This is a genomic window from Telluria sp. ZT3P39, assembly GCF_059685935.1.
In genome coordinates, this window is the sequence record NZ_JCASIH010000001.1 from 327,406 (window position 1) to 352,686 (window position 25,281).

Sequence of the window (25,281 nt, forward strand, 5' to 3'; positions counted from 1 at the left end):
CAGTTCACGGTATCGTCATGCTGGTTGTTGCAGCTGCCTGGCCATCGTTGCAATGGGAAGGAATCGAATACTTCGCAACATATGCGCTTGAGACGCTCGAACTGCGGCAGGAACGTCCGTTCGCGCTTCAAATTCTGTTGCCAGTTCAGCAGCTGCAGCTTCAATACCCTTGGTCATTTTGTTAAATTCGCGATTGAAGCTGGTGGCCCGGATGCCAAGCTGGTTCGCAAATGCTTCCAGATGCTCTCTCCGCAGATCCTGATAGCGCAATACGTCCATGATAGGAAACGACATTGCAATGTCGGGCCAACGCGCTTCTCCTTGACCAGGCAGCTCTGGGCGAGCCCAGGCGCCAGTGCTCAACAAATCATAGTGTGGGGCGAGTTCGTAGCCTCCCCGGCCGGCGATCAAGGAGAGATTTTTCAAGTGTGCGTCACTGTTTGCTATCAAGATGTTGTAGAGGGTCCACCGGAACAGCGTTACCCGCGCCGTTGCCGGGGTCCGGCATTTATCCAACACATCGATCAAGGCTTTACTACCCGATTCGGAATATTTCGCCCGGGCGGACATGGTCAACAACTGCAGTGCGTCGAGCGAATGCAACCTGTTGACTTGTTCCCCGGTTTTCTTCCGGTCGAAACGCTCGATGATGTAAACCGGCGAAGGGACATACCGCAGGTCCACTTCTGGAACAGAAAGTCCCATCCGCTGCGCAAGCCGTGCCGAAAACCATTCATTTACCGCACTGCAAGGATAATGCTCGCTCAGTACGTCTGGTTTCAGGATATGGGTCGAGGCACGCGCGCCGGTCGGTTCGTAGAGCCGCCCGTCGATCATGACGACTGCCAGTTTTTGCTGGGCTCCGGCCAGCGACATTTTCTTGGGCGCGTTGGCCGATAGCGGTTTTCGTGGCATCGCCCTGATACGCGCGTCGAGCTCTTCGTCGGACAATGGAACCAGGCCCGCCTCGGGCAATTCGGTTCCTGGGCTGAGCAGGGTCAGGGCACCCGCCGACTCGGCGCCAAAGTGCGCCAGCAGGCTCCATGCATCCATGCCCACCGTCACTTCGTTATTCATGTAATTTATCAGCTGCAGCCTGGCATCCTCCTCTGGCAGCAGATTGTCGAAGAACCATTGGACTGGCCGAGTGGTGCCACCGTCTTCATGTCGACCGGTAGTCAGAGGCAAGCCGGGGGAAAGTTCGTATCCTTGTTCGACCCACGCCCGATCGTATTGGAATGACCACACGCCGGTGTTTTCCGAAAGCGAACCGACAAAGGTCTTATCGATGTAAGCGTGAAGTTCCCGATTCATGGTCGAGCTCGTTTCTTCTGTGCAGTTTTATCATCCAGATCGACCGAAGTTTCATCGATGGCTGACGGCAATGACAAATGCACTTCGATACCAAGCTCCTGCATTGTCGCAAAGAGCTTTTTGAGTGCCAAGGTCGAGCGCCCCTGCTCTTGCCGTCGCAATAGGGTCTGGGATGTATCCAGGGTCTCGGCCAGGTCGGCTAAGGGCACGTTAAGGGCAACACGTGTGGCACGGAGCACTACGCCTAACTGCTCGAACGAATTGATTTTCATCTCACCCTACAATAGTGCAATTTCGCTCTATTATAGGTCAAGTATGCAAAAATAATGGGTAATAGAACAAAATCATATCTTTAGTAAAACGGGCTGTGGCATTGACATAAAAGAGCGAAATTACTACTTTGATGCCAATTTTTGAGGCTTGGCTTTTTAAGAATGCAAAATCACTCTCTTATTTCGCTCTTTGACGTACGCTATCCTGAACCAGGATGCGCGCATCGGCCGCCCCTCAAGAACTGACAATATCGGGCTGTTAACGGGCAAAGCCCGTCACGAAGGACGGGCTTTGCTTGGCTCACCCGGCCGTAGCCAGGCGAAGGGACATCAATCCCAGTTCAAGGCCCCGCCGGTCTGATACTCCGTCACGCGCGTCTCGAAGAAGTTACGCTCCTTCTTCATGTCGATCATCTCGCTCATCCATGGGAACGGATTTTCTTCGTTCGGGAACAGCGGCTCCAGGCCGATCTGCACGGAGCGGCGGTTGGCGATGAAGCGCAGGTAGCCCTTGAACATCGGGGCGTTCAGGCCCAGCACGCCGCGTGGCATGGTGTCTTCGGCGTAGCGGTATTCGAGTTCGACCGCTTCCAGGAACAGGGCTTTGAGCTCTTCGCGGAAGGCCGGGGTCCACAGCATCGGGTTTTCCATCTTGATCGTGTTGATCAGGTCGATGCCGAAGTTCACATGCATCGACTCGTCGCGCAGGATGTACTGGTACTGCTCGGCGGCGCCGGTCATCTTGTTCTGGCGGCCCAGCGCCAGGATCTGGGTGAAGCCGACGTAGAAGAACAGGCCTTCCATCAGGCAGGCGAAGACGATGATCGACTTGAGCAGCTTCTGGTCGTTTTCCAGCGTGCCGGTCTTGAATTCCGGATCGGTCAGCACGTTGATGAACGGGATCAGGAACTGGTCCTTGTCGTGGATCGACTCGATCTCGTTGTAGGCGTTGAAGATTTCCTTCTCGTCCAGGCCGAGCGACTCGACAATGTACTGGTAGGCGTGGGTGTGGATCGCCTCTTCGAAGGCCTGGCGCAGCAGGTACTGGCGGCATTCCGGCGCCGTGATGTGGCGGTAGGTGCCCAGCACGATGTTGTTCGCGGCCAGCGAGTCGGCGGTCACGAAGAAGCCGAGGTTGCGCTTGACCAGGCGGCGCTCGTCTTCCGACAGGCCGTTCGGGCTCTTCCACAGCTCAATGTCGCGCTGCATGTTCACTTCTTGCGGCATCCAGTGGTTGGCGCAGCCGGCCAGGTATTTGTCCCAAGCCCATTTGTACTTGAACGGGACCAGCTGGTTGACGTCGGTCTGGCCGTTGATGATGCGCTTGTCGTCGGCGTTGACGCGCTTGGCGACCAGCGCGGCATCGACCGTTTCGGTGGCATCGGCTTGTGCGGCGCGCGGGGCTGGCGCGGTGCTTGGTTCATCGTCCCATGACAACATAGTGTTCTTCCTTCTTGAATTCTAGACGGCGGCGCCCGGCGCGGTGGCCGGGCGTGTTTCTTCGTTCAGCGCTTACTTCGCACTGGTTCTTACTGGCAGGCTTCGCATTCCTCGAAACCGTCGTCGCCAGGACGCAGGTAGCAGGCGGCGCCGTCGGCTTCATCGGCTGCGGCGGCGACCGGCGCTGCCGAGGCGGCAGGTGCTGCGGCAGGTAGCGCCGGGGCAGCGTGGCCACCCGACAGGGCGCCCGAGACCGACACCGCGTTCAGCGCGCCGGTGCGGCTGGTGGATTTCTCCATGTGCGTCGCGGCGATGGTGCGCAGGTAGTAGGTGGTCTTCAGGCCGCGCAGCCAGGCCAGCTTGTAGGTCTCGTCCAGCTTCTTGCCCGATGCGCCGGCCATGTAGATGTTCAGCGACTGGGCCTGGTCGATCCACTTCTGGCGGCGCGATGCCTGCTCGACCAGCCACTTCGGCTCGACTTCGAACGCGGTGGCGTAGATGTCGCGCAGGTCTTGCGGCACGCGGTCGATCTTGGACAGCGAACCGTCGAAGTACTTCAGGTCGGCGATCATGACTTCGTCCCACAGGTCGCGTGCCTTCAGGTCGCGCACCAGGTAGGCATTGATCTCGGTGAATTCGCCCGACAGGTTCGACTTCACGTACAGGTTCTGGAAGGTCGGCTCGATGCAGGCCGACACGCCGATGATGTTCGAGATGGTCGCGGTCGGGGCGATCGCCACGCAGTTCGAGTTGCGCATGCCGAATTCCTTGATGCGGCTACGCACCAGGGTCCAGTCCATCGACTCGCTCGTGTCCTGCTCGAGGTAGCCGCCGCGTTCTTCCGCCAGCAGCTTGATCGAGTCCTGCGGCAGGATGCCGCGGTCCCACAGCGAACCTTCGTAGGAACCGTAGCGGCCGCGCTCTTCGGCCAGCTCGGTCGAGGCCAGGTAGGCGTAGTAGCAGACGGCTTCCATCGACTTGTCGGCGAATTCCACCGCTTTGCTTGATGCGAACGGCACGCGCATCATGTGCAGGCAGTCCTGGTGGCCCATCACGCCCATGCCGACCGGACGGTGGCGCATGTTCGAGTTGCGCGCCTTTTCCACGGCGTAGTAGTTGATGTCGATGACGTTGTCCAGCATGCGCATGGCGATGCGGATGGTCTTCTGCAGCTTGGCGTGATCGAGGCTGTCGCCCTTCATGTGCTGCGGCAGGTTCACCGAACCCAGGTTGCAGACGGCGATTTCGTCGGCGCTGGTGTTCAGGGTGATCTCGGTGCACAGGTTCGACGAGTGCACGACGCCGATGTGCTGCTGCGGCGAACGGATGTTGCACGGATCCTTGAAGGTGATCCATGGGTGACCGGTTTCGAACAGCATCGACAGCATCTTGCGCCACAGGTCGAGCGCTTCGATCTTCTTGTACACGGTCATTTCGCCGCGTTCCGCCTTGGCTTCATAGGCGGTATAGGCTTCTTCGAAGGCCTTGCCGACCAGGTCGTGCAGGTCCGGCGTCTCGCTTGGCGAGAACAGGCTCCAGTAGCCCTTTTCCATCACGCGCTTCATGAACAGGTCGGGAATCCAGTTCGCGGTGTTCATGTCGTGGGTGCGGCGGCGGTCGTCGCCGGTATTCTTGCGCAGGTCGAGGAATTCCTCGATGTCCATGTGCCAGGTTTCCAGGTAGGCGCAGACCGCGCCCTTGCGCTTGCCGCCCTGGTTCACCGCCACGGCGGTGTCGTTGACCACTTTCAGGAACGGGACCACGCCCTGCGACTTGCCGTTGGTGCCCTTGATGCGCGAGCCCAGTGCACGGACCGGAGTCCAGTCGTTGCCCAGGCCGCCGGCGAACTTCGACAGCAGCGCGTTTTCTTTAATGGCGTCGTAGATGCCTTCCAGGTCGTCGCCGACGGTGGTCAGGTAGCACGAGGACAGCTGCGAACGGCGGGTGCCCGAGTTGAACAGGGTCGGGGTCGAGCTCATGAAGTCGAACGACGACAGCAGGTTGTAGAACTCGATCGCGCGCGCTTCGCGGTCGGCTTCGCGCAGGGCCAGGCCCATCGCGACGCGCATGTAGAAGGCCTGCGGCATCTCGATGCGGGTTTCGCGCACGTGCAGGAAGTAGCGGTCGTACAGGGTCTGCAGGCCGATGTAGCCGAACTGCAGGTCGCGGTCGGCGACGATGGCCTTGGCCAGGCGCTCGAGGTCGTACTTGCCCAGTTCTTCGTCCAGCAGTTCGTTCTGGATGCCCTTGGCGATGTACTGCGGGAAGTAAGTGATGTATTCGGCAGCGGCGCCGGCTTGCGGCACTTCGTGGCCGAAGACTTCCTTGCGGATGGTGTGCAGCAGGATGCGCGCGGTGACCTGGCTGTAGGCCGGGTCTTTTTCCATCAGGGCGCGGGCCGCCAGGATGGCCGACTTGTGCAGTTCTTCGACCGGCACGCCGTCGTACAGGTTCTTCAGGGTCTCGGCGACGATCGCGTCGGCGTCGACGTGCTTTTCCAGGCCGGCGCAGGCAGCGTTGACCAGGCCGTACACGGCGTTCATGTCCAGCGGCAGGCGCTGGCCGCCGTCGATCACGTGGATCTGCGGCGCAGCCACGGCGGTGCCGCCGGCGGCTTCTTTCGCGGCGCGGCGCTCTTCCATGCGCTTGGCACGGTACAGCACGTATTCGCGTGCGACGTCATGCTCGCCCGAGCGCATCAGCGACAGTTCGACCTGGTCCTGCACGTCTTCGATATGGAAGGTGCCGCCGTTCGGCTGGCGGCGCACCAATGCAGCCACGACATTTCCGGTCATCTGTTCCACCAGGTCGCGGATACGGGCCGATGCAGCACCCTGCCCGCCTGCGATGGCGAGGAAGGCCTTGGTCATCGCGACCGAGATCTTGTGCGGCTCGAAGGCCACCACGGCGCCGTTACGGCGGATGACGCGGTAGTCGCCGCGCGCCACGATCTCTGCCGGCGTGGCATTGGCCGACGCGCCTGGGGTGACGTGAGGATTGATCGAAATGTCTTGTGCTGTTTGCATTGAGCCTCCAGGGTGGGCAGATGCCTGCCGCCATTTGTTGTTACCAGGACCGAAGTCCTACGGAATTCATAGCAAAGCGATGCCCCGCCAGCCGGAACGCCATGCTGGCAACCAGATATGCAGGGTAGGAAATCGCTGTGGAATCAGTCGCTTGCAGAGCAAGCCTCAAGTCGGGAGTGAACTAGTTTCCTTCGGTTCACTACCACTACATCTAGTGTTCGACCTTGATATGAGACTAATTGTAGTACCTGACCCAGGTCACGGCAAGTAAAGAACTTCGCAATATTTTGCGTTTTTTTTGGCGCATGGGCTTGACAAGCGAGTAGGGCTAGAACGGCGGGGAGTATGCGGTGAGTGAGCGCTAACCTTGTTCAGGATGGCTGCTCAAAGCGTAATCAGCCTGATGCGCGGCGCATCATTCTTGTCCGTTTTGCACTGGCGAAAAGACAACACGACCGTAGGGTGGTCGGCTTCGCCGACCGCGCGTTCAACCAACGTGGGAAAACCACGGAGCCTACCAGTTGACGTGATTTGAACGCGCGGCCGTTCGTAATTCCGGGCATTGCCCGAAATTACCCCGGCCACCCTACGGAAAACGGTCAGGCGTTATCGTCCGGCGCCGAAATTTCCAGCTTCTGCATCTGGTAGCGCAGCTGCCGCACGCTGATCCCGAGCAGCGCTGCGGCCTGCGTGCGGTTGAACTGGGTCTGTTGCAGCGCGCGGCCGATGATGTCGCGCTCCACCTGGCTCAGGTAGTCGGGCAGATTGCCGGGCAAGCCGTTCGGGCCGAGCATGGCCTGTCCGGATGCCGCCACCGGCGCGGGAGCCGCTTCCGGCCCGGCCACCGGCGCCGGCGCCTGGACCGGAACCGCGATCGCCTCGCTCGGGCGCGCCGCTTTCAGCGACAAATCCCCCACTTCGATCACGCCGTCGTTGGCAAACGCCAGCGCCCGCTCCAGCACGTTCTCCAGTTCGCGGATATTCCCCGGGAAGGAATAGGCGCGCAGCGCGTCCAGCACACCGGCCCCGAGCGCGGCCTGCCCCGGACCGGCCAGCCGCGCCAGCACGGCGTCGACGAGGGGCGGCAAGTCGTCGATGCGCTCGCGCAGCGGCGGCAGCGACAGCTCGATCACGTTCAGCCGGTAGAACAAGTCCTGCCTGAACCTGCCCTGCTCCACGCACCTGGCCAGGTCCTGGTGGGTCGCGCTGATGATGCGCACGTCCACCGGCTCTTCGCTGGTGGCGCCGATCTTGCGCACGCGCCGCTCCTGGATCGCGCGCAGCAGCTTGACCTGCATTGCCAGCGGCAGGTCGGCCACTTCGTCGAGCATCAGGGTGCCGCCGTTGGCCGCCTGGAAGAAGCCGTCGCGCTCCTCGGCGGCGCCGGTGAAGGCGCCCTTGCGGTAGCCGAAGAACTCCGCTTCCATCAGGGTTTCGGGAATCGCGCCGCAGTTCACCGCGACGAAGGGCTTGGCGGCGCGCGAACTCTGGGCGTGGATCTCGCGCGCGGCCAGTTCCTTGCCGCTACCCGATTCGCCGGTGATCGAAATCGGCGCGTTCGAGCGCGCCAGGCGGCCGATCTGGGCCCGCAGCGACTGCATCGCGGGCGACGAACCGATCATGCGCGAGCCGGGCAGGCTGCCGTCCGGCTGCGCCGGCGCGGCGTCGAGCAGGCGCAGGGCCGAGCGCACCATCAGGCGCAGCGCGTCGAGCGCCACCGGCTTGGAGATGTAATCGAAGGCGCCCGCCTTGAGCGCCACCACCGCGTTCTCGGCGCTGCCGTAGGCGGTGATGACGGCGATCGGGGTCGCCTTGATGGATGCGTGCACTTCGCGCACCAGCTCCAGCCCGAGGCCGTCGGGCAGGCGCATGTCGGTCAGGATCAGGGCGTAGTCGTGCTCTTCCAACAGCGCGCGCGCCTGGCGCAGCGTGGCCGCGCTGTCCACGTCCAGCCCCATCTTGAGCAGGGTGATCTCGAGCAGTTCACGCAGGTCGGCTTCGTCGTCGACCACGAGGATGCGGGGTGCGGTCATGGTTTTCTCAATCTATATATATATAGCAGGACGAATCTAGGCCGGCTGGGCAAAGCTGATCACGAAGCGCCCGCTGGCCTTGCGCACCCCTAGCGGGGCGGCGTCGAAGCGGTATTCGTAGTCGAGCTTCGCATCGTTGTTCAGGCACAGCTCGCGCGCCAGGTACAGGCCCAGGCCCGTGCCCTTGCTCGAGGTGGTGTAGAAGGGCTCGAACAGGTGGGCGCGTACCTCGGGGGTGATGCCGGGGCCGTCGTCCTGCACGTGCAGTTCGGTGCGCCCGGCCGCGTCGCGCGCCGGGAAGATGCGGATGCTGGCCGGCTGCTTGCTGGCATAGCGCACCGCGTTGCCCAGCAGGTTGAGCAGCACCTCGTGCAGGTGCAGCGGGTCGAAGCGCACCGCACTCGCGCCCGGATCGCCTATATAAACTATATCACCGGCCAGGCCGTGGGTTTCGCAGAATTCGAGCTTCAGTTCGGCCAGGAAGGTCGCCAGCTGCAGCGGTTCGCCATTGGGCTGCACCTTGCGCGAGAGCTGCAGGATGTCTTCGACCATGCGGTTCACGCGCGTGACGTTGTCGCCGATGATCTTCAGCAGCCGCACCTCAGCCGGGCCGTGCAGGTCTTCGGCCAGCAGCGCGGTGGCGTGGCCGATGGCCGACAGCGGGTTGCGCACCTCGTGCGCGATGCTGGCGGTGAGGCGCCCCATCGAGGCCAGCTTGAGTTGCTGCGCCTGGTTTTCGATGGCGCTCACGTCCTGCATGAACACCACGCTGCGCCCGGCCGCCACGCCGGCCGTGTCGACCCGGGCGAAACGCAGCTTCAGGTGGGTCGGCTGGTCGCGCCGGCCGCGCAGCAGGCCCGCGTCTTCGCGGTAGGGCTTGACGGTGACGAAGGCCGCGCCTTCCACCGGTGCGCGCAGCCAGGCGGTAAAGGCCTGGGCCACCGGCTCCAGGCCAGGCGCCTCGCCGAGCCGGAAGCCCGCCGCCTCGCCTTCGAAGCCGAGCGTGATGCGGGCGGCCGGATTGCCGGTGAAGACCACGCCGTCGTCCCCCACCACCAGGATGCCGTCGCCGACGTCGGCGATGACGATCCCGTTGATCAGCTGCTGGATGCGCAGGTCGGTGCCGCGCTGGGCGGCCAGGTCTTCCTGCTTGATCAGGCGCGCAGCCAGCCGGTTCACCAGCAGCACGCCGGCAAAGAAGGCGCCGCCGTACAGGCCTGCCTGCATCAGCGGCGCCTGGCGGTCCAGCATGACCACCTGCCAGGCGCTGACGGCGATCAGGAACAGGGTCGCGACGGAGGCGGCGAACAGCGCCAGCACCAGGGGGGCGAGGATGGCCGCGCCGGCCAGCGGGAACAGGTAGAGGATCGCCAGCCCGCTGCGCATGCCGCCGGCGGCCAGGTACAGGAGCGAGATGACGGCGAGGTCGGTCGCGATCTGGCAGGCCAGCTGCACCATGAAGCGGCGCTTCCACCAGGTGCCAAAGCCGGCGAAGGCCAGCGAGGCCACGAAATAGAAGACGCAGGCTTCGGTATTGACGGCATCGGTGCGCACGCCGTTGTCGGTGATGCTCACGCCCAGGTAGAGCAGCAGCACCAGCGCGATCACGATGCGGCTGATGTTGAAGGTCTGGAGCGTGCGCCACATGGTCGCGCGCGCCGCAGGGGAGAGTCGCTGCGCGGACGGGTCTCGCGGGGACGGCGGCTGGAACGGCATCGGCCGGCTTACTGCGGCGGCAGGCGCACGTGGCCCGGCGAGCAGTAGTCGAGGCCATCGGCGTGCACCGCTTCGGAGGCCGGGAAATGCAGGCCGCAGTGGGCGCATTGGGTCATGGTTTCGATCCGGGCCACCGGCTCCTTCGCTTGCGGACGCGGAGGCGCCTGGTAGCGCACGCTCGACGCCTTGAACTTGGCGCGTACCGCCATGACCACCAGCACGACCAGGGCGATCCAGAACAGGATGCGCATCATGCTACTGCCCTGTGCAGGACGACTTCGAGCACGAAGCGGCTGCCGACATAGGCCAGTGCCAGCGTGGCGAAGCCCGCCAGGGTGAAGCGCAGCGCGGTCTTGCCGCGCCAGCCCTGCCAGCGGCGCCCCGCCAGCAGCGCGGCGAACAGCAGCCAGGACAGCAGCGCGAACACGCTCTTGTGGTCCAATCGCAGCGCGCGGCCGAACAGCTGCTCGGAAAACACCACGCCCGACAGTACCGTGAGGCTGAGCAGGACGAAGCCGATCCAGATCACGCGGAACAACAGCTTTTCCATGGTCAGCAGCGCCGGCAGCTGGTCGAGCGCGCTGGCGAACCAGCCGCCGTTGCTGCCGCGGGTGTGCAGCCGCGCTTCCTGCAGCGCCATCAGCACCGCGTGGAAGGCGGCGATGGTCAGGGTGCTGTAGGCCAGCACCGCCACCGCGACGTGCCAGCCGAAGGCGGGCGACTGGTCGTGGATTTCCAGCACGCTGCCGGGAAAGACCAGCGGCAGCAGGCTTGCCACGAAGGCGAAGGGCATCACCAGGCGGCGCATGCCGTCCAGCGCGAAATTGCGGTTTTCCAGCCAGTAGGCGGCCACCGAGACCCACAGCGCGCTCGATAACATGATGGCGAAGCCGACCCGCAATTGACCGGGCGAGACGACGTCGAGCGCGAGCGCGGCGCCGTGCACCGCCCAGGCGGCGGCAGTGACGCCGGAGATGACGGCGCCCCGGCGCGACGGCAGCAGGGCGCACACCGCGTACAGCAGGGCCGCGGCGAGAAAGAGGGAGTTCTGCATAGTGGAAGGATACACCATCGGGTAAGGCTGGTGGCGACCCCTCCCCGGCGCCGGGTCAATCCACCGCCGCCATCCTCAACTCATCCGTATGATGGCGCTGCTGCTCTTCCATCACCAGCATGCCCAGCTCGCGCTTGAGGGCGTTGAATTCCGGTGCCGCCGGGTCGCGCATGCGCGGCAGCTCCACCAGCAGGTCGCGCTTGACGGTGCCGGGCCGGTAGGTCATCACCACGATGCGGTCGGCCAGGTAGATCGCCTCCTCGATGCTGTGGGTGACAAACAGGATGGTCTTCTTCAGCTCGGACCAGATGCGCAGCAGCTCGTCCTGCAGGTTGCGCCGGGTCAGGGCATCGAGGGCGCCGAAGGGCTCGTCCATCAGCATGATCGGCGAATCGAGCGCCAGCACGCGGGCGATCGCCACGCGCTGGCGCATGCCGCCGGACAGGTCCTTGGGAAAGCGCTGGCGGAAGTCGCCCAGGGAAAGCATCTCCAGCAGGTCGCCCACGCGCTTGCGGATGGTCGTCTTCGACATGCCCTTGATGTGCAGGCCGAAGGAGATGTTGTCCTCGACCGTCATCCAGGGGAAGAGCGCGTATTCCTGGAACACCATGCCGCGGTCCGGTCCGGGCGCCGTCACCGGGACGCTGTCCACCAGGATCGTGCCGCTGCTCGGCAGCGAAAAGCCGGCCACCGCATTGAGCAGCGTCGACTTGCCGCAGCCCGAAGGCCCGAGCAGGCAGGTGAACTGCCCGCGCGGGATCTCGAGCGCGATGTCCTTCAATGCCACCACCTGGCGGCCGTGGCTGGCGAAGGTCTTGTTGACGCCTTCGACGCGGATATGCGGCGCCTGCAGCGGCGGCGAGTAAGGTGCGTTCATGTCACTGCTCCAGGCCGCGGTGCCAGCGCAGCAGATAGTTGTTGAGGCGGTTCATGGCCAGGTCGATGGCCAGGCCGAGCATGCCGATGGTGATCATCCCGGCGATGATCTTGTCGGACCAGAAGTACTCGCGTGCTTCCAGGATGCGGAAGCCCAGGCCGTTGTTCACGGCGATCATCTCGGAGACGATCACCACGATGAAGGCGGTGCCGATGCCGATCCGCACGCCCGACAGGATGTAAGGCACGGCGGCCGGCAGGATCACGCGCAGGAACATGGTGATGCGTCCGGCGCCGAGGTTGCGCGCGGCGCGCAGGTAGATGCCGTCCACGTGGCGCACCCCGGCGATGGTGTTCATCAGCACCGGAAAGAACGCGCCCAGTGCGATCAGGAACACCGCCGGCGGATTGCCCAGCCCGAACCACAGGATCGCCAGCGGGATGTAGGCGATCGGCGGGATCGGGCGCAGGATCTGCACGAAGGGGTTCATCCAGGCATACACGACGCGGCTCGCGCCCATCGCCAGGCCCAGGGGCAGCGCCAGCCCGGCGCCGATGGAGAAGCCCACCACCACCCGGACCATGCTGGTATAGATGTCGATCGGCAGCTCGCCCGAGAACGCCCACGACCACCAGCCGCCCCCGGTGTATTGTTCGAAAGGCGCCAGCGGCAGCAGGTAGGCCACCCACTTGCGCCAGACGTCGAGCGGCGCCGGCAGCACCATCGGGTCGACCCAGCCGTTCATCGCCACCCACTGCCAGAGCAGGATGGCCACGACCGGCACCACCATGCCGACCGCGCGCTCGTACCAGGGATTGCTCCAGAATGCGCGCAAGGCGCGGCGCCGGTTGCCCGGAATTGTTTGCGTCGTCATGCGGGCTCCTTCAGCGCAGTTTCAGGTCGGCCATGGCGGCATCGAGCAGGTCGGTGCGCACCCAGTCTTTCGCCAGCGGCGGGCGCGCCATGCGCCCTACCCCGGTTTTCACCATCGTGTCGGTGGTGGCCTGGATGTGCTCGGGCGTGAGCGCGTACGAATACGGCGCGTTGCGGATCGCGTCATGGAAGTCGTCGCTGCTGATCTGGTTCTTGAAGATCACCTCGCGCACGTATTTCTCGGCCACCGCCGGATGGTCGATGAAGGTCCGGGTGGCCTGTACAAAACAGCGCATGAATTTCTCGGCGACCGGGCGGCGCTCGCGATAGAACTTCTCGGTCATGACCATGGTGCGCACCGGCTCGCCGATCGGCGTGTCATAGGGCTTGAGCACCTCCATGCCGAAGCCCTTGTTGATCGCCTGCGAAGACTGCGGCTCGGACTGCATCATGGCGTCGATCTGCCTGCCCAGCAGCGCGCCGTTCAAGTCGGCATAAGGCAGGTAGACCAGCTGCACGTCCTTGCCCGGCGCCGCGTCGCCCTTCAAGCCGTGCTTGGCCAGTTCGGCCATGAGCAGCACTTCCTGGATGGCGCCGCGCGTGACGCCGACTTTTTTGCCCTTGAGCTGGGCCACGCCGCGGATGTTCAGCTCGGGCCGCGCCACCAGCCGCGCGCCGCCGCGCGCGAACCCGGCCACCGCCACGATCGGGGCGCCGCCGGCGCGGCCCGAGATCGCCGCCTCCGATGCGGTCGCGCCGACGTCGAGTTCGCCGGCGATGATCGCCTGCATCACGTCCAGTCCTTTCGGGAACACCTTTTCCTCGACCCGGATGCCGCACTTGGGTGCGATCTCCTTGATGTACGAGACCGCGCCGAAGTGCGCGAACTTGAGGTTGCCCAGCCGGACGACTTCATTGGCCCCGGCCGTTCCGGCGGCGCCTGCTGCCAGCAGGCTCGCCGCGGCGAGGATGCTGTTGAATGGTTTGGTCATACCTTTCTCCCTTGAGTGCCGCACGACAAAACGGCGCGGCACAGGGGACGATGCTGACGGGAAACGGCCCGACGGCATGTGAGGTGGGTCAAATTAAGCAAGCCTGCGGTGTGATCGGCCACATCACGGCTGCTCAAAAAAATTGCGGCATATCCTGCCCCGGCTGAACCCGAGGGCTTGCGCAAGGTAAAATAGTGGATTAACGAATGCGCCAATCCGTAGGGTGGGCGGCTTCGCCGCCCGCGCGGTGATAGTTGGCAGCGAGATCATCCAGCCCGAAAGCGGAGCCGATAACGATCGCCGCGCGGGCGGGAGACCCGCCCGCCCTACGAAATACAGGCAAATCGAACGCCGTCTCATATATATATAGTCAGGTAGAACATGCTAGATAACCTTACCCAACGCCTTGCCAAGGTCGTCAAGACCATGCGCGGCGAGGCGCGCCTTACCGAGGCGAACACCGCCGAGATGCTGCGCGAAGTGCGCATGGCCCTGCTCGAGGCCGACGTGGCGCTGCCGGCGGTGCGCGAATTCATCGCCAAAGTGAAAGAAAAAGCGCTCGGCGAAGAAGTCATCGGCTCGCTGTCGCCCGGCCAGGCCCTGGTCGGCGTGGTGCAGCGCGAGCTGGCGGCCCTGATGGGCGCCGACCTCGGTCCCGAAGCGACGCAGCTTTCGTTCGCCCAGCAGCCGCCGGCGATCATCCTGATGGCCGGTTTGCAGGGTGTGGGCAAGACCACCACCGTCGGCAAGCTCGCCAAGTACCTGAAAGAGCAGAAGAAAAAGAAGGTCCTGACCGTTTCGGCCGACGTCTACCGCCCTGCGGCAATCGCGCAGCTGGAGTCCGTCACGAAACAGGTCGGCGCCGATTTCTTCCCGTCTACCTCCTCGGACAAGCCGGTCGACATCGCGCTGGGCGCGCTCGACTGGGCCAGGAAGCACTACCACGACGTCCTGATCATCGACACCGCCGGCCGCCTCGGTATCGACGAAGCGATGATGCAGGAGATCGCCGCGGTGCACGCCGCCGTCAATCCGGTCGAGACCCTGTTCGTGGTCGACGCCATGCTCGGCCAGGATGCGATCAACACCGCCAAGGCCTTCAACGACACGCTGCCGCTGACCGGCATCGTGCTGACCAAGCTCGATGGCGACTCGCGCGGCGGCGCCGCGCTGTCGGTGCGCCACGTGACCGGCAAGCCGATCAAGTTCGCCGGCGTGTCCGAGAAGCTCGATGGCCTGGAAGCCTTCGACCCCACGCGCATGGCCAACCGCGTGCTGGGCATGGGCGACATCCTGGCGCTGGTCGAAGAAGCGCGCAAGGGCGTGGACGCCGAGGCGGCCACCGAACTGGCGAACAAGATCAAGGGCGGCGGCAAGTTCGACATGAACGACTTCAAGGCGCAGCTGACGCAGATGAAGAAAATGGGCGGCATGTCGGGCCTGCTCGACAAACTGCCGGCGCAGTTCCAGCAGGCCGCCGCAGGCGCCAACATGGACCAGGCCGAAAAGCAGGTGCGGCGCATGGTCGGCATCATCGACTCGATGACCCCGGGCGAGCGCGCCAAGCCGGAATTGATCAAGGCCAACCGCAAGCGCCGCATCGCAGCCGGCGCCGGTGTGCAGGTGCAGGAAGTGAACCGCATGCTGACCCAGTACGACCAGATGCAGTCGATGATGAAAAAGCTCAAAGGCGGTGGCCTGATGAAGATGATGCGCGGGATGAAAGGCATGATGCCTGGCATGCGCTGACCCCTTGGGCCAGCTCGCCGGAAACGGCAAGGAACCGCGCGGGCACTGGCCTTGCGCGGTTTTTTCACATTGACGCACCCCGATTTTTCATTTGCAGCGCACCGAGTGTGGGATAGCTCGCATTTTGGGGCTTATAAGAATGAAAAATTTTTGAAAAAGACTTGCACGAACAGTAAAAGGCCACCAATATAAGCCCGTGCGTCAATAACGCAACTTTCCCCGTGATCGTTTTAGGAGGCTCGAAGATGGCAACAGCCAAAAAATCCACCGCAGCACCAGCCACGAAAGCAGCTGCCAAGCCTGCCGCCGCGGCCAAGCCTGCAGCAAAAAAAGCAGCTCCAGCAAAAGCAGCCGCAAAACCAGCCGCCAAGCCTGCAGCAGCACGCAAGCCGAACGCCGCTTTCATGAAAGCGATGACGCCGTCGGGCGAACTGGCCGCAGTCGTCGGCGCTGCACCGCTGCCACGCACTGAAGTCACCAAGAAGGTCTGGGACTACATCAAGAAAGAAAACCTGCAAGATCCAGCGAACCGTCGCATGATCAATGCCGACGCCAAGCTCAAAGCTGTCTTCGGCGGCAAGGCGCAGGTCTCGATGTTTGAAATGACCAAGCTCATTTCGGATCACCTGAAGTAAGCGCTGCGGCTGTCCACAGCCTTGAATGCAGAAAGCCCCGGATTCCGGGGCTTTTTGTTTTTTGGGGGCGTCGTCCGGCGCTGGCCGGGACGACGTTGATTGAGGATGACGTTTAGTCGGCTTCGCGACGTCGGTTACCCTACTTTCATCACAAGCCCGCCGCCGCCTTCATCAGGTGGAACACCTTGGTATTTTCAATCGTCCCCTTGAACGGCGCCGAGCCCGCGCCGAGCGCGTACAGCTTGACGTCGCCGCCGCCGTGCGATTCGTACACCGTGCGCACGCCCGCCTCCTGCCGGTAGCGGTTGCCCAGCGCGGTGGCGCTGTCGACGTCGGCGCGCACGTCCGGGCGCACTTTGCCGTTGCCGAAGACCAGGGCCGTGAAGGTCTTGCCGTCCGCGTCCTTCTTCGGCTCGCCGGTGGCGTAGTCGTGGACGATGTCCAGCACCTTGCTGCCGCGCTTCGGATAACCACTGAGCACCATCGTGTGGTCGTGGTCCGCCGTGATGACGATCAGCGTGTTCTCCAGCCCCGGGTCGATGCTGCGCATGCGGTCGATCGCGGCCTGGATCGCCTCGTCGAAAGCCACCGTGTCGGCCAGCGCGTTCTGGGCATTGTTGTCGTGCAGCGCGTGGTCGATCTTGCCGCCTTCGACCATCAGGAAGAAGCCGTCCGGGTCTTGCGAGAGCAGTTCGATGGACTTGAGCGCCATCTCGCTCAAGGTCGGCTGTTCGGGACGGCGCTCCAGCGAATAATCCAGGTGGTCGTCCGCGCTGTAGATGCCGACGAACTTGCGGCCCGGCCTGGCCGACATCATGCCGGCGCGGGTGCCGGCCACGTAGTAGCCCTGCGCCGCCATCTCCGCCATCAGGTCGCGCCCGTCGGCGCGGCCCTTCGGGTTGGCCGCCTTGTCGTAGGGCGTGAAGTGGTGGCGGCCGCCGCCCATCAGGACGTCCACGCCGTCTTTCAATGCCGTGTTGTAGCCGGCGCCGCCAGGCACGATCTGGCGCGCGATGCTGTAGGCCGCGTCGCGGTGGCAGGCATGCGAGAAGGTCGATGCCGGCGTCGCATGGGTCAGCTCGGTGGTCGTCACCGCGCCCACGGCCTTGCCACGCGCCTTGGCCAGCTCCAGGATGGTCGGCACGACGCTGCCGTTGTTCTCGCCGCACTTGTCGACCGTGCGGTTGCCGTTCGCGTCCTTGTCCGGGTCGATGGCCTTTGCATCCTTCATCGAGATGCCGTCCTGGTTGATCTTCACGCCGGTCATGTAGGCGCCCATCGAGGGCGCGCTGTCGGTGGTCTGGAAGTCGTTCGAATAGGTCTTGATGCGCGCGGTGCGCTCGATCTTCTCGAAGTTCAGCAGGCCGTCTTCGCCGTGCTTGTAGATGCGCGCGGCGGTGATCGTGGTCGGGCCCATGCCGTCGCCGAGGAAGAAGATGATGTTTTTCGCTTGCGGCGCGGCGAGCGCGCCGGCGCTGAACAGGCTGGCGGCCAGCAGCAATGGAAGTCGTTGTTTCATGATGGTGTCCAGTTCAGGGCTCACAGGCCGGCAGCGGTCTTGATCAGGCTGAAGACGCGGGTGTTGTCGATGGTTCCGCGGAACAGTTCGGCCCCGGCGCCGGCGGCGCCCAGGTAGACGTCCGAGCCGCCATGCGTTTCGGCGCCGGGGCGCGTGCGCACCACGGCTTCCTGGTGATAGTCGTCGCGCGTCACGATCTCGTCGGTCAGGGCAGGCATGGTGTTGCGGTTGCCGTTGATGCGGTTTTCGCCGGTGCCGAAGCCGATGATCGTGAACGGACGGCCTTCCTGGTCCAGCTTCGGGCTACCGTCGAGGTTGCGCACCAGGCCCAATACGCCCGGATTGCTTGGCGTGGTCTTGCCGGTGCGGACCGTGTAGCCGTTCAGGAGCAGCGTGTGGTCGTGGTCGGCGGTGGCGACCACCAGGGTGCTCTTCAGGCCCGGGTCGAGCGCTTCCATCTTGTCGAGCGCCGCCTGCATGGCCGCGTTGTACGAGACAGTCTCTTGCAGGGCGCGTTTGCCGAGCGTGGCATGCAGCGCGTGGTCGATCAGGCCGCCCTCGACGACCAGGAAGAAGCCGGCGCCCTGGCTGCCGGCATGCGGCGCGAGCAGGTCGATGGCCTTGCGCGTCATCTCGCTCAGGCTCGGCTGCCTGGCGGGGTTGCGCACGGCGTCGTAGTCCATGTGGTTGTCGGCGAACAGGCCGATGGCCCGCTGCCCTGCAGCTGGCGCCAGCGCATTGAAGGAGCTACTGTCCGACACCACGCGCACACCCTGCGCGTTCATCTCGGCCAGCAGGTCGCGGCCGTCGGCGCGCTTGCCGCCGCGATTGAAAGGCGTGAAGAACTGCGCCCCGCCGCCGAACATCACGTCCAGGCCGCGTGGCCCCAGCGCGCCGTTGTAGCCGGCGCCGCCCGGCACCAGCGAAGCCGCGAAATCGGTTTCGAGCTTGCGGTGGCAGCCGTGGCCGTAGGCGGATGCGGGCGTCGCATCGGTGACGCTGGTGTTGGTGACGACACCCAGCGCCATGCCGCGGCGCCGGGCCAGTTCCAGCAGCGTGACCGCGGGCGCGCCGCCTTCAGAGCTCTCCTTGCAGCGGCTCACCAATGCGTTGCCGTTGACGTCCTTGCCAGGGGCGACCGAGCGGGTGCCGGCGGACATCGAGATCACGCCGTTATTCTGCTTCACCCCGGTCATGTAGGCGGCCATCCCGGCGGCGCTGTCGGTGACCATCGCATCGTTCGAGAAGGTCTTCACGAAGGCCGATTCGGGCAGGCGGTCGATGGTGAGCTCGCCCTCCTCGCCCACATGGAAGATGCGCGCGGCGGTGAGCGTATTGAGCCCCAAGCCGTCGCCGAGGAAGAAGATCACGTTCTTCGCGCGCTGGTCGAGCGGGGCTTGCGTGGCAAGGGATGCGGGCGGAGCGGACGCGCAGCCGGCCAGCATGGCAAGGCAGGCAGCGCCGGCGAGGGTGGACAATCGCATGGGAACCTCTACGTCGGGAAAGCGTGAAGTTTACACCTTCGGCATGCAGGGATGGCGGATCGATATGTTGCGGGATTGTTGGTCCACGATCACACCGCCGGCTTGAACTCCCATTTCTTCCAGGCCGACAGCACCGCGTTCGGATACTGCGGCTTGCCGCGGCTGCCGTTGTAGCGGCCCAGCGCCAGGTAGAGGTTGCCCTTTTCCATGTCGATATACATGCGCAGGATCGAGCAGCCGTAGCGCAGATTGGTCTGCATGTGGAACAGCTTGCGGCGGTCGGCGTCGCCGATCACCTTGGTCCAGAAGGGCATCACCTGCATGTAGCCGCGCGCGCCGGCGATCGAGATGGCGTACTTGCGGTAGGCCGACTCCACCTGGATCAGTCCCAGCACCAGTCCCGGATCGAGGCCGGCGCGGGTGGCTTCGTACCAGGCCACTTCGAGGAATTCGGTGCGCGACTGCGCGTCGGGAAGCCGCTTGGCCAGGCGCTGCGACATCTCGTTGAACCAGGCCTGGTAGCGCGCCCGCGCGGCGTCGTCGCGCAGCACCGGCTTGGGCGGCCGGCTGTCGCGGATGGCATTTTCCATGGCCAGGCGCACCGAGTCGGCCATGGCTTCTTCCTTCTGGTTTCCGGCGTGCGCAGGCGCGCCGAGCAGCAGCCCGGCGGCCAGCAGGAAACGTACCGCCCAGGAGACCAGCGTCAACACGCTCACTTGCCGAGCTTGCCCTTGATGAAGGCGACCATGCCGTCGACCGGCACGCTGGTGGCGGCGTCGTCGCGGCGGCCCTGGTATTCCAGGTTGCCTTCCTTCAGGCCACGCTCGCCGATCACGACGCGGTGCGGCACGCCGATCAGCTCCCAGTCGGCGAACATCGCGCCCGGACGCAGGCCACGGTCGTCGACGATGACGTCGACCCCTAGAGCCTGCAGCTCGGCGTAGAGCTTCTCGACCTGTTCCTTGACCATCTCGCTGCGGTCCATGCCCATCGGGCACAGCACCAGCTCGAAGGGCGCGATGGCGTCCGGCCAGACGATGCCCTTGGCGTCGAAGTTCTGCTCGATCGCCGCGCCCAGGATGCGGGTCACGCCGATGCCGTAGCAGCCCATCTGCAGCGGGGCCGGCTTGCCGTTTTCATCCAGGAAGGTGGCGTTCATGGCTTCCGAATAGGCGGTGCCGAGCTGGAACACGTGGCCCACTTCGATGCCGCGTTCGATCGCCAGCACGCCCTTGCCGTCCGGCGAAGCGTCGCCTTCGACCACGTTGCGCAGGTCGGCAACCAAAGGCTCGGCCACGTCGCGGCCCCAGTTGGCGCCCGTGTAGTGGAAATCCGCTTCGTTCGCGCCGCAGATGAAGTCGCTCATGTTGGCCACGGTGCGGTCGGCCACCACGGTGACCGGCGCCCTGGTATTGATCGGGCCGAGGTAGCCCGGCACGGTGCCGTAGACTTCCTGGATTTCCGCTTCGGTCGAGAAGCGGAAGTCCTTCAGGCCCGCTACTTTCGAGACCTTGATCTCGTTGAGTTCATGGTCGGCGCGCAGCAGCAGCAGGAAATACTGCTTCTTGCCTTCGTGTTCGACGGTCAGGGCGATGCTCTTGACGTGCCGCTGGAGCGGGACGTTCAACAGCTCGGCCACGGCTTCGCATTTGGTCTTGCCCGGGGTCGAGGTCTTGGTCAGCGGCTGGGTGGCGGCTGCGCGTTCGCCGATGCTGAGTGCTTCGGCCGCTTCCATGTTGGCGGCAAAATCGGAATCCGGGCAGTAGACCAGCGCGTCTTCGCCGGTGCTGGCGATCACGTGGAATTCATGCGAGCCGGTGCCGCCGATGGCGCCGTTGTCGGCCGCCACCGCGCGGAACTTCAGGCCGAAGCGGTTGAAGATCCTGGTGTAGGCGTCGAACATGACCTGGTAGGACTGCTGCATGCCGGCCACGTCGCGGTCGAATGAATATGCATCTTTCATCGTGAACTCGCGGCCGCGCATCAGGCCGAAGCGCGGACGGCGCTCGTCGCGGAACTTGGTCTGGATGTGATAGAAGTTGACCGGCAGCTGGCGGTAGGACTTGAGTTCGCTGCGCACGACGTCGGTGATGACTTCTTCCGAGGTCGGCTGGATCGCGAATTCACGGCCGTGGCGGTCTTTGACGCGCATCAATTCCGGGCCCATCTTGTCCCAGCGGCCGGTTTCCTGCCACAGTTCGGCGGGCTGCACGAGCGGCATCAGGAGTTCGATTGCGCCTGCACGGTTCATTTCTTCGCGGATGATGCCCTCGACCTTGCGGATGACGCGCAGGCCCGTCGGCATGTAGGTGTAGATGCCCGAACCCAGCCGCTTGATCATCCCTGCACGCATCATCAGCTGGTGGCTGACGATTTCGGCGTCGGAAGGCGCTTCTTTCAGAGTTGAAATAAAAAATCGTGAGGCACGCATATCGATGAATTCTTTTTAAAAAGAGAGAGTTATAATCGACCTAATTTTAAAGGATTAGCTGGCTGATGCGTCCAATCTTTCTACAAATGGGTCCGGAACACGCCCTACCTGCCCTGCCGGCAACTTGTCGGCACGGTGGGCACGGCAATTTGTGGGTAAAAATATAAGGATCGTACGGCTGGCAGAAAGTTTCGAGGTGCACTTATGCTCGATCGTGAAGGGTTTCGCCCCAACGTCGGCATCATCCTGCTGAACGCCAATAACGAGGTGTGGTGGGGCAAGCGGGTGCGTGAGCACTCGTGGCAATTTCCGCAAGGAGGAATCAAATACGGCGAAACGCCGGAACAGGCGATGTACCGTGAGCTCGAGGAAGAAATCGGCTTGCGCCAGGAGCACGTCAAGATCGTGGGCCGCACCCGCGACTGGCTGCGCTATGAGGTGCCAGATCACTTCATCAAGCGCGAGATCCGCGGCCACTACCGTGGCCAGAAGCAGATCTGGTTCCTGTTACGGATGGTGGCGCGCGATAACGACGTCAACCTTCGCCTGACCGACCATCCCGAGTTTGACGCCTGGCGCTGGCACGACTATTGGGTGCCGCTGGACGTGGTCATCGAGTTCAAGCGCGATGTCTACCAGCGGGCGCTGCAGGAATTGTCGCGTTTTATCACCTGGCCGGCCAAGAGCGGCGGCCCGCATGGCGAACGCCGCCATAGCGCGCGCTACCTGCGCCAGCCGCACGGCCGTGTGCAGGGCGGCGGCAAGCCGGCCCAGCAGGCCACGCTGGCGGCGGCGCCGGCGGCCGTTGTTCCGGTGGTGGCGGAACCGCTGGTGCTGGTGCCGAACAAGTAAGACCCATGGAAACCGGCCCGCGCCGGTTTCCATTTCCTCTCCTGTGCGCCCGTCCTGCGGCGCAGGCGTTCTCATGCGCCACGCATCCTGCAACACCAGGCGCCGGCCGGCTGCTCCCGCACGGGCCAAAGCGCATCGCGCTACAATGCCGGCTTCCTTCCTTTTTGCCCCTTCCCCGACATGTTCACACCGTCTTCGCACGACGTGCGCCGCTTTTTCTGCGAAGCCCTGCGCAAGCAGCGCAATGGCGAGATCCTGACGCCGATGGACGCCATCGCGGCCGACTGGATCGTCCAGCACCCCGAATACCATGAGCAGTTGGGCGACGCCGAGGCGGCGATTGCGCGCGACTACTCGGTCGAAGGCGGCCAGGCGAATCCCTTCCTGCACCTGTCGATGCACCTGTCGATCGTCGAGCAGGTATCGACCGACCAGCCACGCGGGATCAAGGCCGCGCACGACCTGCTGGTGGCCAAACGCGGCGAGCACGATGCCCACCACGAGATCATGGAATGCCTGGGCGAGATGATCTGGACCTCTCAGCGCAACGGCGTGCCGCCGGATACCGAGGCGTATATCGATTGCGTGCGCCGGCGCGCCGCGCGTTAAGCGCCTGCCCAAACAAAATCCCCCCGCCGGCTGCCCGGTCGGGGGGATTTTTTTCGGCCTGCTTGTTTGCCGAAGCTTATTTGCTGACCACGAGCTGCGACGGCAGCTTCGCCAGGTAGGCGCCGATATCGGCCATGTCCTGGTTCGACAGCGGCTGTACCTGGCCCGCCATGATCGGGTTGGTGCGGCCGTTCGGGCCGGCGCCGCGCTTGTAGGCGTGCAGGGCGTGCGTCAGGTATTCGGCATGCTGGCCGGCCAGCTTCGGATAGCTCGGGTCGATCGGCTTGTTGTAGTCGGCGCCGTGGCAGGATGCGCAGTTGTACTTCTTGACCAGGGCTTCGCCCTTCGAGACATCGGCAGCCGAAGCATTGAGGCAAAATGCGCCGAACACCAGCGCGGAAACGAGTTTCTTCATGGCTGTCCTTAGCGCTTGGCGTTGGCTGGGGTCTGCTGCGCATAGTACGCAGCCACGTCGGCGATGTCCTGGTCGCTCAGGCTGGCGGCGATGCCGCGCATCGACGGGTGCTTGCGGTCGCCCTTTTTATAGGCGTGCAGTGCCGATTCGATGTATTTGGCGGACTGCCCGCCGATCATCGGTACCCGATAAACCTCGGGGAAGGACGCCTTGTAGCCCGGGATGCCGTGGCAGCCGATGCACATTTCGATCTTGCTTGCCGCTGCCTTCGGGTTGCCGACGACTTCGGCGGCGGTTGCGGTGCCGGCAAACGCCGCCAGTACCAGTAGAGCTAAAGATGTTTTCATGGGTGTGGCTCGTTAGTTGTAATTCGAATACCGCAAACGCACAAAAAGTTAGCAAATGATCCACCAACCTGTCGATTCTATCCGAAGAGTTGTCCACAGTCTACAAACGCACGCGCAGGGGGGCGTCCTCGGTGGGCGCCATTCTGGCATATACTCGGCCTCATTTCACACTTACTTTTTACCGCACATGCACGCTTCCCAACGCTTCGAAGGCAGCGACAACTATGTCGCCACCGATGACCTGAAACTGGCCGTCAACGCCGCGCTGACGCTCGGCCGCCCGCTGCTGATCAAGGGCGAGCCCGGGACCGGCAAGACCATGCTGGCCGAAGAAGTGGCGGCGGCGCTCGACATGCCGCTGATGCAGTGGCACGTGAAATCGACCACCAAGGCCCAGCAGGGCCTGTACGAATACGATGCGGTGTCGCGCCTGCGCGACTCGCAACTGGGCGACGAGCGCGTGCGCGACATCCACAACTACATCGTCAAGGGCGTGCTGTGGCAGGCCTTTACCGCGCCCGAACCGGTCGTGCTGCTCATCGACGAGATCGACAAGGCCGACATCGAATTCCCGAACGACCTGCTGCGCGAACTTGACCGCATGGAATTCTACGTCTACGAGACGCGCGAGATGGTCGTGGCGACGCACCGCCCGATGGTGATCATCACCTCGAACAACGAGAAGGAACTGCCCGACGCTTTCCTGCGCCGCTGCTTCTTCCACTACATTAAATTCCCGGACCGCGAGACCATGACCGACATCGTCAAGGTCCACTTCCCGGCGCTCAAGCAAGACCTGCTGGCGGCCGCGCTGCAGAGCTTCTACGAGCTGCGCGAGGTCGCCGGCATCAAGAAGAAGCCCTCGACCTCGGAATTCCTCGACTGGCTCAAGCTCTTGCTGGCCGAGGACATCCCGTTTGACGCCCTGCGCAGCCAGGACGGAAAAGCCATCGTCCCGCCCCTGCACGGCGCCCTGCTCAAGAACGAGCAGGACGTGCACCTGTTCGAGCGCCTGATCCAGATGTCGAGGACCAACCGATGATCCGGGTCGCGCCCGTCACGCTCGAGTTCAACGGCTTGCGCCTGGAGCCGCTGGCGCCGCACCACGAAGAAGGCCTGCGCGCGGCCGCCGGCGACGGCGAGCTGTGGAACCTGCGCGTGACCAGCGTGCCCGAGCCGCACAACGCGGCCCAGTACATCGGCACCGCGCTCGAAATGCCTGATCGGGTGGCGTTTGCCGTGATCGATGCGCGCGAGGGAAAAAGCGGCGGCACCCTGCTCGGCACCACCAGCTTCCACGACATCGTGCCGAGCGCCGACCGGGTCGAGATCGGCTACACCTGGTATGCGAAACGCGCCCAGCGCACCCACGTGAACACCAGCTGCAAGCTGCTCCTGCTGTCGTACGCCTTCGATACGCTCGGCTGCGCCGTGGTCGGCCTGCGCACCGACGGCGAGAACTTCGCCTCGCAGGCCGCCATCGAGCGCCTCGGCGCGCACAAGGATGGCGTCATCCGCCACCATGCCCTGCGGCGCGACGGCACGGCGCGCGACACCGTCATGTACAGCATCCTGCGCAGCGAATGGCCGGCGATCAAGAGCGCCCTGCACGAGCGCCTGGGGCAGCACGCGCGGGGGTGAGC

Annotated in this window: 23 protein-coding genes; 6 read left to right on the plus strand and 17 right to left on the minus strand. The window is 64.0% G+C overall.

All coding sequences use genetic code 11. The features are described 5' to 3' along the window. Window positions 1-15: 15 nt before the first annotated feature. The 11 genes from AC56LR_RS01365 to AC56LR_RS01415 form a co-directional block, all read right to left on the minus strand. Window positions 16-1,314 (minus strand): HipA domain-containing protein, encoded by a 1,299-nt coding sequence (locus AC56LR_RS01365; RefSeq protein ID WP_497126592.1) that lies wholly within the window; start codon window positions 1,312-1,314, stop codon window positions 16-18. Then, a complete protein-coding gene (locus tag AC56LR_RS01370; RefSeq protein ID WP_497126594.1) occupies window positions 1,311-1,586 on the minus strand; it encodes a helix-turn-helix domain-containing protein in 276 nt (91 codons plus the stop codon). The genes AC56LR_RS01365 and AC56LR_RS01370 overlap by 4 nt, the downstream gene beginning before the upstream one ends. Before the next feature lie 330 nt (window positions 1,587-1,916). After that, on the minus strand, window positions 1,917-3,026 hold the full coding sequence (locus AC56LR_RS01375) for a ribonucleotide-diphosphate reductase subunit beta (RefSeq protein ID WP_489872489.1): 1,110 nt from the start codon (window positions 3,024-3,026) through the stop codon (window positions 1,917-1,919). Window positions 3,027-3,115: 89 nt separating this feature from the next. After that, window positions 3,116-6,052: a ribonucleoside-diphosphate reductase subunit alpha gene (locus AC56LR_RS01380; RefSeq protein ID WP_497126596.1), complete on the minus strand. Its 2,937-nt coding sequence runs from the start codon at window positions 6,050-6,052 to the stop codon at window positions 3,116-3,118. Window positions 6,053-6,651: 599 nt separating this feature from the next. After that, window positions 6,652-8,085 (minus strand): sigma-54-dependent transcriptional regulator, encoded by a 1,434-nt coding sequence (locus tag AC56LR_RS01385; RefSeq protein ID WP_497126598.1) that lies wholly within the window; start codon window positions 8,083-8,085, stop codon window positions 6,652-6,654. Between the two features lie 36 nt (window positions 8,086-8,121). Further along, entirely contained in the window at window positions 8,122-9,732 is a 1,611-nt protein-coding gene (locus AC56LR_RS01390; RefSeq protein WP_497126600.1) for a sensor histidine kinase, read from the minus strand. A gap of 77 nt (window positions 9,733-9,809) precedes the next feature. Beyond that, entirely contained in the window at window positions 9,810-10,055 is a 246-nt protein-coding gene (locus AC56LR_RS01395; protein ID WP_497126602.1) for a PP0621 family protein, read from the minus strand. Continuing rightward, window positions 10,052-10,855, minus strand: a complete 804-nt coding sequence (locus AC56LR_RS01400) for a cytochrome C assembly family protein (RefSeq protein ID WP_497126604.1) — start codon at window positions 10,853-10,855, stop codon at window positions 10,052-10,054. The genes AC56LR_RS01395 and AC56LR_RS01400 overlap by 4 nt, the downstream gene beginning before the upstream one ends. A gap of 55 nt (window positions 10,856-10,910) precedes the next feature. Next, window positions 10,911-11,732, minus strand: coding sequence for an ABC transporter ATP-binding protein (locus AC56LR_RS01405; RefSeq protein ID WP_497126606.1), 822 nt, complete (start codon window positions 11,730-11,732; stop codon window positions 10,911-10,913). A 1-nt stretch (window position 11,733) separates the two neighbouring features. Then, window positions 11,734-12,522: an ABC transporter permease gene (locus AC56LR_RS01410; protein ID WP_497126895.1), complete on the minus strand. Its 789-nt coding sequence runs from the start codon at window positions 12,520-12,522 to the stop codon at window positions 11,734-11,736. Between the two features lie 94 nt (window positions 12,523-12,616). After that, window positions 12,617-13,597, minus strand: a complete 981-nt coding sequence (locus AC56LR_RS01415) for an ABC transporter substrate-binding protein (protein ID WP_497126608.1) — start codon at window positions 13,595-13,597, stop codon at window positions 12,617-12,619. Window positions 13,598-13,978: 381 nt separating this feature from the next. On the opposite strand from AC56LR_RS01415, the gene ffh reads away from it, so the two are divergent. Then, window positions 13,979-15,346 (plus strand): signal recognition particle protein, encoded by a 1,368-nt coding sequence (gene ffh / locus AC56LR_RS01420; protein WP_497126610.1) that lies wholly within the window; start codon window positions 13,979-13,981, stop codon window positions 15,344-15,346. Between the two features lie 245 nt (window positions 15,347-15,591). Continuing rightward, a complete protein-coding gene (locus tag AC56LR_RS01425; protein WP_497126612.1) occupies window positions 15,592-15,981 on the plus strand; it encodes an SWIB/MDM2 domain-containing protein in 390 nt (129 codons plus the stop codon). 148 nt (window positions 15,982-16,129) lie between these two features. On the opposite strand, the gene AC56LR_RS01430 is transcribed toward AC56LR_RS01425, so the two are convergent. From AC56LR_RS01430 to AC56LR_RS01445, 4 genes are all read right to left on the minus strand, one after another. Beyond that, window positions 16,130-17,500: an alkaline phosphatase gene (locus AC56LR_RS01430; protein WP_497126614.1), complete on the minus strand. Its 1,371-nt coding sequence runs from the start codon at window positions 17,498-17,500 to the stop codon at window positions 16,130-16,132. Window positions 17,501-17,520: 20 nt separating this feature from the next. Beyond that, window positions 17,521-18,978 carry an alkaline phosphatase gene (locus AC56LR_RS01435; RefSeq protein WP_497126897.1) on the minus strand — a complete coding sequence of 486 codons (1,458 nt, stop codon included), beginning with the start codon at window positions 18,976-18,978 and terminating at the stop codon, window positions 17,521-17,523. Between the two features lie 95 nt (window positions 18,979-19,073). Beyond that, entirely contained in the window at window positions 19,074-19,691 is a 618-nt protein-coding gene (locus tag AC56LR_RS01440; protein ID WP_497126899.1) for a lytic transglycosylase domain-containing protein, read from the minus strand. A 5-nt stretch (window positions 19,692-19,696) separates the two neighbouring features. Next, window positions 19,697-21,415, minus strand: a complete 1,719-nt coding sequence (locus tag AC56LR_RS01445) for a proline--tRNA ligase (protein WP_497126616.1) — start codon at window positions 21,413-21,415, stop codon at window positions 19,697-19,699. Between the two features lie 204 nt (window positions 21,416-21,619). On the opposite strand from AC56LR_RS01445, the gene AC56LR_RS01450 reads away from it, so the two are divergent. After that, entirely contained in the window at window positions 21,620-22,267 is a 648-nt protein-coding gene (locus AC56LR_RS01450) for an RNA pyrophosphohydrolase (protein ID WP_497126618.1), read from the plus strand. A gap of 180 nt (window positions 22,268-22,447) precedes the next feature. Next, complete coding sequence (locus AC56LR_RS01455) at window positions 22,448-22,876, plus strand: DUF1841 family protein (protein ID WP_497126620.1); 429 nt, start codon at window positions 22,448-22,450, stop codon at window positions 22,874-22,876. Window positions 22,877-22,952: 76 nt separating this feature from the next. Here AC56LR_RS01455 and AC56LR_RS01460 read toward each other — a convergent pair whose 3' ends face one another. Together AC56LR_RS01460 and AC56LR_RS01465 are read right to left on the minus strand one after the other, a co-directional pair. Continuing rightward, on the minus strand, window positions 22,953-23,291 hold the full coding sequence (locus AC56LR_RS01460; protein WP_497126622.1) for a c-type cytochrome: 339 nt from the start codon (window positions 23,289-23,291) through the stop codon (window positions 22,953-22,955). Between the two features lie 8 nt (window positions 23,292-23,299). Next, on the minus strand, window positions 23,300-23,638 hold the full coding sequence (locus tag AC56LR_RS01465; RefSeq protein WP_497126624.1) for a c-type cytochrome: 339 nt from the start codon (window positions 23,636-23,638) through the stop codon (window positions 23,300-23,302). 187 nt (window positions 23,639-23,825) lie between these two features. Here AC56LR_RS01465 and AC56LR_RS01470 point away from each other — a divergent pair, with 187 nt between their 5' ends. Both AC56LR_RS01470 and AC56LR_RS01475 read left to right on the plus strand, forming a co-directional pair. Next, window positions 23,826-24,680, plus strand: coding sequence for an AAA family ATPase (locus AC56LR_RS01470; protein ID WP_497126626.1), 855 nt, complete (start codon window positions 23,826-23,828; stop codon window positions 24,678-24,680). After that, the gene (locus AC56LR_RS01475) at window positions 24,677-25,279 is read left to right on the plus strand and encodes a GNAT family N-acetyltransferase (RefSeq protein WP_497126628.1); all 603 of its coding nucleotides are present in this window, start codon (window positions 24,677-24,679) and stop codon (window positions 25,277-25,279) included. The genes AC56LR_RS01470 and AC56LR_RS01475 overlap by 4 nt, the downstream gene beginning before the upstream one ends. Window positions 25,280-25,281 lie beyond the last annotated feature (2 nt).